Below are 12645 nucleotides of genomic sequence, written 5' to 3' on the forward strand. Positions count from 1 at the left end.
TCCTGCCCCCCAATGACCTCCCTGACCTACTCCAGCCCCTTCCCCGCCGATTTCCTCTTCGGCGTCGCTGCCGCCGCCCCGCAGATCGAGGGCGCTGCCTTCACCGACGGCAAGGGCGAATCCATCTGGGACCGCTTCAGCCGCGTGCCCGGCAAGGTGCACGACGGCGACACGCTGGACGTCGCCTGCGACCACTACAACCGCTTCGACGAGGACTTCGCGCTGATGGCCTCGCTGGGTCTCAAGGCCTACCGCCTGTCGCTGGCCTGGCCGCGCATCTACCCCAACGGCGATGGCGAGCTCAACCAGGCCGGGCTGGACTTCTATCACCGCCTTTTCGCCAGCATGGCCAGGCACGGCATCACGCCCTGGGTGACCCTCTTCCACTGGGACCTGCCGCAATCGCTGGAAGACCGCGGCGGCTGGACCGCACGCGTGACGGTGGACGCCTTCGCCCGTTATGCCGACACCGTCGTCAAGGCCTTCGGCGGCGCCGTCAAGCACTGGATCACGATGAACGAGATCCGCTGCTTCACCGAACTGGCCTATCGCTGGGGCACCAAGGCGCCGGGCCGCACCGAGCCCTTGGCCGTCGTCAACCAGACCTTCCACCACGCCCTGCTTTGCCACGGCCACGGCGTGCGCGCCGTGCGTGAGTTCGGCGGTGCTGGCGCGCAGGTCGGCCTGACGGACAACCTCGACGTCTGCATCCCCGTCACCGAAACGCCGGCCGACATCGCCGCCGCCAAGGCCTGGTTCCTGGAGAAGAACGCCCATGTGCTGGGTGCCATGCATGCCGGCCGTTACCCGGCCGACTACCTCGAACGCGTCGGCCCCGACGCGCCGAAGGTCCAGCCCGGCGACTTCGACCTCATCAGCCTGCCGACCGACCACCTCGGGCTCAACATCTACACCGGCACCTATGTGCGCGCCGGCAAGCACGGCGCGGCTTTCGAGGCCCTGGCCAACCCGGTCAACTATCCGCGCGCCGACAGCCCCTGGCTGCGCCTCGTGCCCCAGTCCATCTACTGGGCCACGCGTTTCGCCCACGAGTGCTATGGCCATCAGTCCCTCTACATCACCGAGAACGGCTGTGGCTACAACGACGAGCCCGTGGTCAACGGCGAGGTGCTGGACCTGCATCGCCGCGACTTCCTGCGCAACCACCTGCGCGAAGCCCACCGCGCCATCGGCGACGGCGTGCCCCTGCACGGCTACTTCCTGTGGAGCTTCATCGACAACTACGAGTGGGAGGACGGCTACCAGCGCCGCTTCGGCATCGTGCATTGCGACTACGAGACGCAGGTGCGCACGCCCAAGCTCTCGGCGCACTACTACGCCGACGTCATCCGCGAACGCCGCATCCTGTGAGCCCCTCGTCCAGTCCCGCCGCGCTGAACGCGCGCGAGCCTAGCCGGTCCCCCGAGGGGACGGCGATGCGTGCGGCGTTGAGCCGCAAGCACATCGCCATACGCGGGCCGGCCAGGGAGCGGCCCGGCGCTCGGCCCGCAAAGGCTGGAAGGCGGAACTGGACCGAGACGCCTATATTCCTCGCGCCGCCGTGGGCCTGTCGCCCGTCCTGCGGCCTACCGAGGACCCTCCGATGACTCCGACCCGCCCCCTGCGCCGCCGCCAACTGCTTGCCACCGCCACGCTGCCGGTACTCGCGCCCGCCGCACTGGCCGCACCTCAGCAGCGCGCTGCCGCGCCGGCGATGACAGCGCTGACTTACTCAAGCCGCTTCCCCGCCGACTTCGTCTTCGGCGTCGCGGCGGCGTCCGCGCAGATCGAGGGCGCCGCCTTCGAGGACGGCAAGGGCGAGTCCGTCTGGGACCGCTTCGCGCGCATCCCCGGCAAGGTCCACAACGGCGACACGCCCGACGTGGCCTGCGACCACTACCACCGCTTCGATGAGGACTTCGCGCTGATGGCCTCGCTCGGCATCAAGACCTACCGCCTGTCCATCGCCTGGCCGCGCATCTATCCCAAGGGCGACGGCGAGCTGAACCAGGCCGGGCTGGACTTCTACCGCCGGCTGTTGGCCAGCATGAAGAAGCACGGCATCACGCCCTGGGTCACCCTCTTCCACTGGGACCTGCCCCAGGCCCTCGAAGACCGCGGCGGCTGGACCTCGCGCGTCACCGTCGATGCCTTTGCGCGGTACGCCGACACCGTCGTCAAGGCCTTCGCCGGCGAGGTGAAGCACTGGATCACCTTGAACGAGATCCTCTGCTTCACGCTGCTGGGCTACGGCACCGGCAGCAAGGCACCGGGCCGCAAGGAGAGCGACAAGGTCGTCAACCAGACCTACCACCATGCGCTGCTCTGCCACGGCCACGGCGTGCGTGCGGTGCGCAAGTTCGGCGGCAAGGGCGCCGTCGTCGGCCTGACCGACAACTGCGCGGTGGCCGTGCCGGCGACGGAAACGCCGGCCGACATCGCCGCCGCCAAGGCCTGGTTCACCGACCGCAATGCCCAGATCCTCGGCGCCATGCAGGCCGGCAAGTACACGGCCAACTTCCTCAAGCGCGCCGGGGCCGATGCGCCCGACGTCAAGCCTGGTGACTTCGGCCTCATCAGCCTGCCGACAGATTTCCTCGGCCTGAACATCTACAGCGGCACCTATGTGCGCGCCGGCAAGGGCGGCGCGGCCTATGAGGCCCTGCCCCACCCGGTCAACTACCCGCGCGCCGACAGCCCCTGGCTGCGCCTCGTGCCGCAGTCCATCTACTGGGCCACGCGTTTCAGCCACGAGGTCTACGGCCACCAGGCCATCTACATCACCGAGAACGGCTGCGGCTACGACGACGAACCGGTCGTGAACGGCGAGGTTTTCGACCTGCACCGCCGCGACTACGTGCGCAGCTATCTGCGCGAGGCCCACCGCGCGATTGCCGACGGTGTGCCGCTGAAGGGCTACTTCCTGTGGTCCTTCATCGACAACTACGAGTGGGAAGACGGCTACCAGCGCCGCTTCGGCATCGTGCACTGCGACTTCCAGACCCACAAGCGCACGCCCAAGCTGTCTGCCTACTACTACGCCCACGTCATCAAGGAACGACGAATCCTGTGAACGCCAGCACCCTCCACATGGCGCGGGCCGCGCCTCCCGCCGCCACCGAGCGACTGCCGATGCGGCAGAAGGTCGGCTTCGGCCTCGGCTCCATCCTCGACATGTGGGGGCACTGGCTCTATGCCTCGCTGGCCTTCCAGGTCTTCAACATCTTCCTCGGCGTGGCGCCGGGCCTGATCTCCACGGTGCAGGCCATCAAGATCGTCATCGACGCCGGCTCCGACGCCGTCTTCGGCTGGCTGTCCGACAACACGCGCAGCCGCTACGGCAGGCGCCGGCCCTTCATCCTCGTCGGCGGCGTGCTGGCCGGCATCGGCCTGCCGCTGATGTTCGCCGTCGGCAAGGGCTGGACCGACACCCAGTACTTCGTCTTCATGCTGATCAGCATGGTGATCTATGTACCGGTCATGAGCTGCTTCAACATGCCCTGGGTGAGCCTCGGGGCCGAGATGACGCCGGACTATCACGAGCGCACCAGCGTCATGGCCATCCGCAATGCCATCCAGAAGGGCCCGGAGCTGGCGATGTTCTTCGCCGCCCAGTTCACGACCCTGTCCTTCTTCCACGACGCCGACGGCAAGCCCGACATCCTGCGCGGCGCCCAGGTCTACACCGGCATCCTCGGCGCCATCATGGTGGCCGTCTCCATCGCCATCTTCCTGCTGGTGCGCGAGCGCTACTACGAGAAGCTGGTGTCGCAGAAACAGGCCCGCATCCCGCTCGCCGACACGCTCTGGCGCACGCTGCGCTGCGGGCCATTCCGCGCCGTGCTGACCATGTCGCTGGCCTACAGCATCGGCACGGCCATGGTCGGCGCCCTGGGCTACTACGCCACCGTCTACTACGTCTGCAAGGGCGACGTCGTGCTGGCGACCCAATGGAACACCGCCATGGGCCTGGCCGGCATGGGCTTCGGCTTCGCGGGCATCCCCTTCTTCTCGTGGATCGCGCGCCGCTGGGGCAAGCGCACCGGCCTGGCCTGCGTGCTGGCCCTGGCCATCTGCGCCTTCATCGGCGACTGGTGGCTCTACGACCCCGAGCTGCCGGTGCTGCAGCTCTTCGCCTGCGGCTTTGTCGCCTTCACCGGCGCGGGCTTCTGGACGCTGTACGCCGCCACCATCGGCGACGTCGTGGACTACGACGAGTCCGTGACCGGCCAGCGCCGCGAAGGCTCGTTCTCGGCCTGCCAGTCGTGGATCTCCAAGGTCGGCATCGCCCTGGGCGTGGGCGCCTCGGGCTGGATCCTGCAGTTCACCGGCTTCGACGCCAAGCAGACGGTGCAGGACCCGCAGGCCATCTTCTGGATCCGCATCCTGCTGTCCGGCATCCCGGTCATCGGCCTGGTGCTGGCCCTGATCGCCATCCTGCGCTTCCCGCTGACCGAGGCTCGCATGCTGGCGATCCGCAAGCAGCTCGAAGCCACGCGAGGCACCGTATGACGCTGTCGCGCCGCCACGCCCTGCAACTGGCGCTGGCGGGCGCCAGCGTCCCCGCCGTGGCCTCGCCACGCTTTGGCAACGGCATCGAAGGCCAGCGCAAGGCCGACCTGGGCAACGGCACCTATCTGAACCCCATCGTCGCCGGCGACCATGCCGACCCCACCATCCTGAAGGACGGGGCCGACTACTGGATGACGTTCTCGTCCTTCCAGTCCTACCCGGGTGCCGTCATCTGGCACTCCACGGACCTGGTGAACTGGGTGCCGGTCACGGCCGCGCTGACCCAGCCCATCGGCACGGTCTGGGCCATGGACCTGATCAAGCACCAGGGCCGCTACTACCTCTACATCCCGGCGCTGAACGACGCCGGCACCGGCATCTACGTCATCCACGCCGACGACATCCGCGGGCCGTGGAGCGCGCCGGTGGACCTCAAGATCCCCGGCTGCATCGACCCTGGCCACGTCGTTGGCGAGGACGGCAGGCGCTATCTCTTCGTCAACGGCGGCCGCCGCGTGCGGCTGAAGGACGACGGTCTCGCCACCGACGGCCCGCTGGAAGACAAGTCCTGGACGCCCTGGCAATACCCCAAGGATTGGGTCGTCGAGATGTTCGCGCCCGAGGGCCCCAAGCTGCTGAAGCGCGGCGAGTGGTTCTATCTGGTCTCCGCCGTCGGCGGCACCGCCGGGCCACCGACCAGCCACATGGTCACCGTCGCCCGCTCGCGGTCCGTGCATGGCCCGTGGGAGAACGCTCCGAACAACCCCATCGTGCGCACGAGGAGCGCCAGCGAGCCGTGGTGGTCGCGCGGCCATGCCAGCCTCGTCGAAGGACCGGCGGGGGACTGGTGGATGGTCTATCACGGCTACGAGAACGGCTTGCGTACGCTGGGCCGCCAGGCCTTGCTGGAGCCGGTCGAGTGGACGAAGGACGGCTGGCCGCGCGCCAAGGGCGGCACGCTGGACCGCCCCCTGCCCAAGCCGCGCGGCGGCAAGGCCGGCCCATCAGGCGCCGCGCTGTCCGACGACTTCTCGCGCAACCGCATGGGCGTGCAATGGACCTTCCACGCGCCGGGCCCCGACGAACTCGCGCGGCTGCGCTGGCAGGACAACAGCCTCAGCATACGCGGCAAGGGCAAGTCCCTGGCCGATTGTTCGCCCCTGGTCTGCATCGCCGGCGACCGCAGCTATGAATGCAGCGTCGATCTGGAAATCAGCGGCGACGGCCATGGCGGCCTGGGCCTGTTCTACGACGAGCGCGGCCATGTCGGCATCGCCTTCAGCACGACGCAACTGCTGACCTATGGCTATGGCCAGGAGCATGCGTGGATGCGCGAGTCCATGGCCACGCGCCGCGTGCGCATCCATCTCGTCAATCGCGAGAACGTCATCACCTTCCGCTACTCGCGCGATGACGGCAAGACCTGGGTTCAGCACCCCTGGCAGATGGAGGTCTCGGGCCTGCATCACAACGTCTTCGGCGGCTTTGTCTCGCTGCGCATCGCGCTGTTCAGCGCCGGCGCTGGTGAAGTCCGCGCCCGCAACTTCATCTACCGAGGCCTGACCGCATGAGCTCCCGCCGCCAACTTCTCGCCGCCGCCGCGGCCTTGCCGCTCGCCGCCCAAGCCAAGCCGGCCCAGCGCCGCATCGTGCTGGACCTCTCCCAGGCCAAGCAGCCACTGGACCGTTTCTTCGACCACTGCGTCGGCGCCGACTACCCCGGCACGCTGTTCCGCGAAGACTCGCTGGCCCAGCTGAAGACGGCCGTGGACGAGCTGGGATTCCGCTATCTGCGCTTTCACGCCATCTTCCACGACGTGTTCAAGACGGTCACGCGCGATGCCGCGGGCCAGCTGGTGTTCGACTTCACGAACATCGACAAGCTCTACGACGCGATGCTGGCCCGCCGCATCAAGCCCTTCATCGAGCTGGGCTTCACGCCGCTGGCGCTGAAGACCTCGGACCTGAAGATCTTCTACTGGGCCGGCAACACGTCCCACCCCGAGCCCACCGGCTGGGTCGCACTGATCGAGGCTTTCACCCGCCACCTGCTGCAGCGCTACGGCGCGACGGAAGTGCGCAGCTGGTACTTCGAGGTCTGGAACGAACCCAACCTCGATGGCTTCTGGGAGAAGGCTGATCAAAAGGCCTACTTCGACCTCTACACGCGCACGGCCAAGGCCATCAAGGCGATAGACGGTGCGCTGCGCGTCGGCGGCCCGTCCACGGCCGGCGCGGCCTGGGTGCCGGAGTTCCTGGCGCATGCGAAAGCGACCAACACGCCGGTGGACTTCATCACCACCCACACCTATGGCGTCGACAACGGCTTCCTCGATGAATTCGGCAAGGAAGACCTGAAGCTCTCGCCCTCGCCCGACGCCATCGTCGGCGACGTGAGGCGCGTGCGCAAGGAGATCGAAGCCTCCCACCTGCCAGGCCTGCCGCTCTTCTTCACCGAATGGAGCACCAGCTACAACCCGCGCGACCTGGTGCACGACTCTTACATGAGCGCGGCCTATGTGCTGACCAAACTGAAGCAGACCCAGGGCCTCGCCCAGCACATGAGCTACTGGGTCTACAGCGACCTGTTCGAGGAGCCCGGTCCGCCGGATGCCCCCTTTCACGGCGGCTTCGGCCTGATGACGCGCGAGGGCGTGCGCAAGCCAACCTGGTTTGCCTACAAATACCTCGCCGCTCTGCAGGGCCGGGAAGTGCCCAGCAAGGATGGCTTCAGCTGGGCCGCCACGGACGGCAAGCAGGTTCAGGCCCTGGTCTGGGATTGGCGCAACACCGGGCAGAAGCTCAGCAACCGCAGCTTCTTCGGCAAGCCGCAGCCTTCGCGTGACGTCGGCAGCGTGACCGTCGAGTTGCGCCATCTGCCGCCCGGCCGCTACCAGCTGACGCAGCGCCGCACCGGTTTCGAGATCAACGACGCGCACACCGCGTATCTGAAGATGGGCTCACCCAAGAACCTCGATGCCGGGCAGCTTGCCGAGCTGCAGGCGCTGACGACCGACAAGCCCGAAGTGCAGCGCGAGTTGCGCATCGGCGCCGGCGGCACGACCTCCGTCACGATCAAGCTGCGCAGCCACGACGTCGTGCTGCTGAGCCTGCAGAAGGTGTCAGCATGAAGCGACGCCACGCAGTCATCGCCCTGTTGCCCCTGGCCGGCTGCGGCGGCGGAGGTGCCACGGCGGCTCCCTCGCCTGCCCCTGCCCCTGCCCCTGCCCCTGCCCCTGCCCCAGCACCCTCAGGCATGCGCGACCTGACCAGCCTGCAGCTCAGCCAGTTGATGGGTGCCGGCTGGAACCTCGGCAATTCACTCGAGGCCATTGGCGGCGAGACCGCCTGGGGCAACCCGGCGACGACCCAGGCCTTCATGAACGCGGTCAAGGCCGCCGGCTTCAAGACGGTGCGCATCCCCGTCTCCTGGAAGCAGTACGCCGACGCCAGCGACGTCATCAGCGCGACCTGGATGGCGCGCGTCACGCAGGTGGTCGACTACGCGAGGAACGCCGGCCTGTTCGCCATCATCAACATCCACTGGGACGGCGGCTGGATGCAGCCCACCTTCGCCGCCCAAGCCGCGGCCAACACGCGCATCACGAAGTTCTGGACGCAGATCGCCAACAGCTTCAAGGCCTACGACGACACGCTGCTGTTCGCCGGCACCAACGAGGTCATGGTGGAGGGCGACTACGGCACGCCCAAGGCCGAGTACGTCACGGTGCAGAACGGCTTCAACCAGCAGTTCGTGACGGCCGTGCGCGCCACCGGCGGCAACAACGCGCTGCGCCATCTCGTCGTGCAGGGCTTCAACACCAACATCGACCACACCCTCAACTTCGCCGTCATGCCCACCGACACGGCCAGGGACAGGCTGATGATGGAGGTGCATTACTACGACCCCTACAACTTCACGCTCAACGACAAGAGCACGATCTGGCAATGGGGCTCGGCGGCGACCGACGCCAAGGCCACGGAGGCCTGGGCCAACGAGGCCTACACGGACGCCCAGTTCCAGAAGATGAAGGCCAGGTTTGTCGACAAGGGCATCCCCGTCATCCTCGGCGAGTTCGGCGCCATCCGCCGCACGGAGTACGCCGGCGCCGAGGCCTACCGACTGGCCTGGGACCAATACGTCGCGCGCTCGGCCTGGACCCATGGCTTGGTGCCCGTCTACTGGGACGCTGGCGCCGCCGCCGAGAACCACAGCATGGGACTGTTCAACCGCAGCACCGGTGCGCAGATCTACCCGGACATCGTCAGCGCGTTGGTGAACGCCACGAAATGACCCGCGTGTAACGCCTGCAAACCGCGGCGCGGGCGGAGGGCCATGCACTTCGACTATCCTGTTAGCGAGCGCCACGAAGTCCGGCGCGGCAGGGAGCCGATGTGCAAGCCAGCAACCGGCCCGACCCGGGCGGTATGCCTTTCGAAACGGTGGCATCCCACAGTGGACCCGCCTTTCTGCTGGACCAGCCTGCCGGTCCACGCGAACGCCGCCATGCGCTGATCGTCGCGCTGGTGTCGCTGGCCGTGTTCGCGGCCCTGCTGCCCTTCGCCAAGACCAAGCTGGCGCCGGTGCCGGCCTTCATCCCCATCTACCAGTCGGCCCTGGTGCTGACCGACCTCATCACGGCCGTGCTGCTGTTCGGCCAGTGCCGCATCCTGCGCTCCCAGGCCCTGATGGTGCTGGGCTGCGGCTATCTGTTCACGGCCGCGCTGACGACGGCCCACACCCTGACCTTCCCCGGCCTGTTCAGCGCCACCGGCCTGCTCGGCGCCACCACGCAGACGACGGTCTGGCTCTACATGCTGTGGCATGGCGGCTTCCCGCTGTTCGTGCTCGGCTATCTGGCGTTGAAGTCCAGGCCCGGCCTCAGCCCGCCGGCTTGGGCGTGGCCGGCCGCCACGGCGGTGGCCGCCGCAGCCGCCATCGCCGCCGCGACGCTGGGCCACGGCTGGCTGCCCGACCTGCTGGTGGGCGGCCGCTACTCGCCGACCTTCCAGGCCACCGTGGGCACCGTCTGGGCGCTCAGCCTCGTGGCGCTCGCCGCCCTGTGGCGGCAGAAGCCCCGCACGGTGCTGGACCTGTGGCTGATGGTGGTCTGCCTGGCCTGGCTGCTCGACATCGCGCTGTCGGCGATGCTGAATGCCGGCCGCTTCGACCTGGGCTTCTACGCCGGCCGCATCTATGGCCTGGTGGCCTGCTCCGTCGTGCTGCTGGAGCTGCTGTTCGAGAACAGCACTCTCTACGCGCAGCTGTTCCGCAGCTACGAAGCCGGCCACCGCCAGGGCGAGGCCCTGGCCGTCGCGCGCGACCAGGCCGAGGCCGCCAACGCGGCCAAGAGCCTCTTCCTGGCCAGCATGAGCCATGAGATCCGCACGCCGATGAACGCCATCATCGGCCTGACCAACCTGGTGCTGGAGACCCGGCTGGAGGAGCGCCAGCGCGACTACCTCGGCAAGGTGCAGACCTCCTCCAAGGCCTTGCTGACCCTGCTCAACGACATCCTCGACTACTCCAAGATCGAGGCCGGCAAGATCACGCTGGAGGCCGAGGAGTTCAGCCCCGAGGAGCTCATCGAGAACGTCGGCCACCTGTTCTCGGTGCGCCTCGAGGAAGCCGGCCTGGACCTGCTGTTCGAGTTCGACGACAAGCTGCCGGGCCGCCTGGTGGGCGACAGCCTGCGCCTCACCCAGGTGCTGAACAACCTTGTCGGCAACGCCATCAAGTTCACGCCCAAGGGCGAGATCGTCGTGCGGGCAGACTTCATCGGCGAGCAGGAGGGCCGCATGCGGCTGCGCATCAGCGTGCGCGACACCGGCATCGGCATGACGCCCGAGCAGGTCGGCCGGCTCTTCCAGGTCTTCGGCCAGACGGACGCCTCGATTGCGCGCCGCTACGGCGGCACCGGCCTGGGCCTGGCCATCTGCAAGCGCCTGGTGGAGCTGATGGAGGGCAGCTTCGAGGTCGAAAGCACAGCGGGCCAGGGCAGCTGCTTTGCCTTCACCTGCGACTTCGGCAAGGCCAGGCCGGGTGCCGAGCGCATCGACCTGCACCGCATCCGCGGCATGCGCACCCTGGTCATCGATGCCCAGCCCACCGAGAGGCTGATCCTGCAGCAGATGCTGCAGAGCTGGCGCTTCCAGGTCGGCGTGGCCTCCTTTGGCGACGAGGCCCTCTACCGGCTGCGCCAGGCCGACCCGGCCCACCCCTACGAACTGCTGCTGCTGGACTGGAAGACGGCCGGTGCCGACTTCGTCGACGCGGCCCGGCGCATCGCCATCGAACGCGGCGCGCCGCCGCCCGCCGTCATCGCGCTGGGCAGCCTGCACGCCAGCGAGCGCGTGGCCGAGGAGCTGCAGGACCGGGCGGCAACCCAGGTCCTCGTCAAGCCCGTGACGCCGTCGCGCCTGTTCGACGCCCTGATGCAGCTGCAACGCGGCGAGCCGCCCGCCGCCGCCGCCGCTCCGGCTGGCAACAGCCTGGCCGATCTCGCCGAAACGCTGCGCTCGCTGCACGGCGCCCGCGTGCTGCTGGTCGAGGACAACCCCGTCAACCAGCAGGTGGCCATGGCCTTCCTGGCCATGATGAAGCTGGAGGTCGAGGTGGCCGAGAACGGCCAGGAGGCCGTCGAGCGCCTGCGCCAGGAGAGCTTCGACGCCGTGCTGATGGACATGCAGATGCCGGAGATGGACGGCCAGACCGCGACGCGGCTGATCCGCGCCATGCCCCAGCATGCCCGCCTGCCCATTATCGCAATGACGGCCGGCGCCATGGAGCAGGATGTCCAGGACTGCCTGGCGGCGGGCATGAACGCCCACGTCGGCAAGCCCATCGATCCGCGCCAGCTGGTGCGCACGCTGCTGGCCTGGGTGCCGCCGCCGGTGCGAGCCCAGCAGGGCTAGTCGGCCAGGCGCTCGAAGTCCATCTCCCAGTTGGCCTCCCAGGTCTGGCCGCCGTCGGCCGAGAAGGCCTGGTCCCAGCGTGGGCTGCCGGTCGTCGTGCCGGTCCAGCGATAGCGCACGCGGATGGGCTGGCCACGCAGCACGTCGTCGCAGTAGAACTCGCCCACGCCGTCGGCAAAGCTGCCCACGACGGGCGGCTCCAGGCTGTGCGGATGGCGGCCGTCCACCCACCAGATGGCCCATTGCCCGGTGGCCGGATCGAAGGTGCGCATCGTCAGGGCGCGGTAGCTGCCGCCGGGCAGTTCCAGCACGTTGTCGTCGATATTGCCGCGGCCGTCCAGCAGCGGCCACATGCGGCAGCTGCCGTCGAAGTGCTCCCAGTCCTCGCAGCCCAGCAGCCTCTCCTTGAGGCGGCGGTGGCGGACCTTCCAGTGGCCGATGAAGAAGTCGAAGTCCTGGTGGGTGGATGGCATGCTCATGGGGGTCCTTCAGGCGTGGAGGGCGGAGCGGGAGGTGGGCGTCAGGCGCAGGCTCTGCGTCGGACGGGCCAGCCAGGGCTGGGCCAACGCATCGAGGTCGCGTGCCCAGGCCGCGCCGGCCGCCGTGTCGTCGAACAGGGCCAGGGCGACCAGCACCGACTCCTGCTCACGCAGCGGCAGGCGGGGAAAGTTGTTGGGTGCGGCCTCGGTGACATAGCAGGCCTGCAGGCGCGCCTCGGCAGAGGCCGCGCCGCGACATAGGGCCAACAGTTCGGCATCGGCCGGCGCCTTCAGATGCAGCACCAGCGCGCGCACCAGCCCCGTGGGCGCATCGACGCGCGCTTGTGCGGGCAGCGCGGCGCCCTCCCAGGCGGGGCGCAGCAGCAGCACGTCGTCGGTGTCGATCATGGTCGCGTTGGCCGCGTTGCGGTGCGCCGCCCAGGCCGGCCCCGTGTAGAAGGCCGGCAGCACGTCGCCGCGCGCCGCCATGTCGGCAAAGCCGCGCAGCCAGACGAAGCGGTTCGGGCCGTCCAGGTCGCGGAACTGCCCCAGCACGCGGATGCCGACGGCCTCCTGGGTCTCGACGAACTCGCGGTCGAAGAGCTCGATCAGCGTGTCGCGCTGGCCGGGGTGCAGGGTGTACTGGCGCAGCTCGACGACGCGGCAGTCCGGCGCGGCGGGTGGTGAGGATTTCGGAAGCGTTGGCGACATGGCTCAGAGCCCACGGAGTTCAAGGTCCG

General features: G+C 68.5%; 9 protein-coding genes. 7 read left to right on the plus strand and 2 right to left on the minus strand.

The features are described 5' to 3' along the window. The first annotated feature begins 12 nt into the window (after positions 1 to 12). The 7 genes from AC07OY_RS20485 to AC07OY_RS20515 all read left to right on the plus strand — a co-directional run bounded on the left by AC07OY_RS20485 (position 13) and on the right by AC07OY_RS20515 (position 11426). Complete coding sequence (locus AC07OY_RS20485; protein WP_495044462.1) at positions 13 to 1371, plus strand: GH1 family beta-glucosidase; 1359 nt, start codon at positions 13 to 15, stop codon at positions 1369 to 1371. A 232-nt stretch (positions 1372 to 1603) separates the two neighbouring features. Beyond that, a complete protein-coding gene (locus tag AC07OY_RS20490) occupies positions 1604 to 3073 on the plus strand; it encodes a GH1 family beta-glucosidase (RefSeq protein ID WP_495044463.1) in 1470 nt (489 codons plus the stop codon). Next, entirely contained in the window at positions 3070 to 4512 is a 1443-nt protein-coding gene (locus AC07OY_RS20495; RefSeq protein ID WP_495044464.1) for an MFS transporter, read from the plus strand. The genes AC07OY_RS20490 and AC07OY_RS20495 overlap by 4 nt, the downstream gene beginning before the upstream one ends. Beyond that, the gene (locus tag AC07OY_RS20500) at positions 4509 to 6083 is read left to right on the plus strand and encodes a family 43 glycosylhydrolase (RefSeq protein WP_495044465.1); all 1575 of its coding nucleotides are present in this window, start codon (positions 4509 to 4511) and stop codon (positions 6081 to 6083) included. Before AC07OY_RS20495 ends, AC07OY_RS20500 begins: the two co-directional genes overlap by 4 nt. Beyond that, the gene (locus AC07OY_RS20505) at positions 6080 to 7642 is read left to right on the plus strand and encodes a GH39 family glycosyl hydrolase (RefSeq protein ID WP_495044466.1); all 1563 of its coding nucleotides are present in this window, start codon (positions 6080 to 6082) and stop codon (positions 7640 to 7642) included. Before AC07OY_RS20500 ends, AC07OY_RS20505 begins: the two co-directional genes overlap by 4 nt. Positions 7643 to 7767: 125 nt before the next feature. Continuing rightward, the gene (locus tag AC07OY_RS20510; protein WP_495044467.1) at positions 7768 to 8805 is read left to right on the plus strand and encodes a glycoside hydrolase family 5 protein; all 1038 of its coding nucleotides are present in this window, start codon (positions 7768 to 7770) and stop codon (positions 8803 to 8805) included. Between the two features lie 134 nt (positions 8806 to 8939). Beyond that, entirely contained in the window at positions 8940 to 11426 is a 2487-nt protein-coding gene (locus AC07OY_RS20515; protein WP_495044468.1) for a response regulator, read from the plus strand. Here AC07OY_RS20515 and AC07OY_RS20520 read toward each other — a convergent pair. Both AC07OY_RS20520 and AC07OY_RS20525 read right to left on the minus strand, forming a co-directional pair. Further along, entirely contained in the window at positions 11423 to 11905 is a 483-nt protein-coding gene (locus AC07OY_RS20520) for a DUF1579 domain-containing protein (protein WP_495044469.1), read from the minus strand. The two genes, AC07OY_RS20515 and AC07OY_RS20520, sit on opposite strands and share 4 nt — an antisense overlap. 9 nt (positions 11906 to 11914) lie before the next feature. Beyond that, positions 11915 to 12616: an NIPSNAP family protein gene (locus AC07OY_RS20525; protein ID WP_495044470.1), complete on the minus strand. Its 702-nt coding sequence runs from the start codon at positions 12614 to 12616 to the stop codon at positions 11915 to 11917. Positions 12617 to 12645 lie beyond the last annotated feature (29 nt).

The sequence above is a fragment of the Roseateles sp. GW821-FHT09H10 genome (genome assembly GCF_059415865.1).

Coding starts and splice junctions, on each gene's coding strand:
- AC07OY_RS20500 (WP_495044465.1), top strand. CDS start 4,509: ATGACGCTGTCGCGCCGCCACGCCCTGCAACTGGCGCTGGCGGGCGCC.
- AC07OY_RS20490 (WP_495044463.1), top strand. CDS start 1,604: ATGACTCCGACCCGCCCCCTGCGCCGCCGCCAACTGCTTGCCACCGCC.
- AC07OY_RS20485 (WP_495044462.1), top strand. CDS start 13: ATGACCTCCCTGACCTACTCCAGCCCCTTCCCCGCCGATTTCCTCTTC.
- AC07OY_RS20510 (WP_495044467.1), top strand. CDS start 7,768: ATGCGCGACCTGACCAGCCTGCAGCTCAGCCAGTTGATGGGTGCCGGC.
- AC07OY_RS20515 (WP_495044468.1), top strand. CDS start 8,940: ATGCCTTTCGAAACGGTGGCATCCCACAGTGGACCCGCCTTTCTGCTG.
- AC07OY_RS20520 (WP_495044469.1), bottom strand. CDS start 11,905: ATGAGCATGCCATCCACCCACCAGGACTTCGACTTCTTCATCGGCCAC.
- AC07OY_RS20525 (WP_495044470.1), bottom strand. CDS start 12,616: ATGTCGCCAACGCTTCCGAAATCCTCACCACCCGCCGCGCCGGACTGC.
- AC07OY_RS20505 (WP_495044466.1), top strand. CDS start 6,080: ATGAGCTCCCGCCGCCAACTTCTCGCCGCCGCCGCGGCCTTGCCGCTC.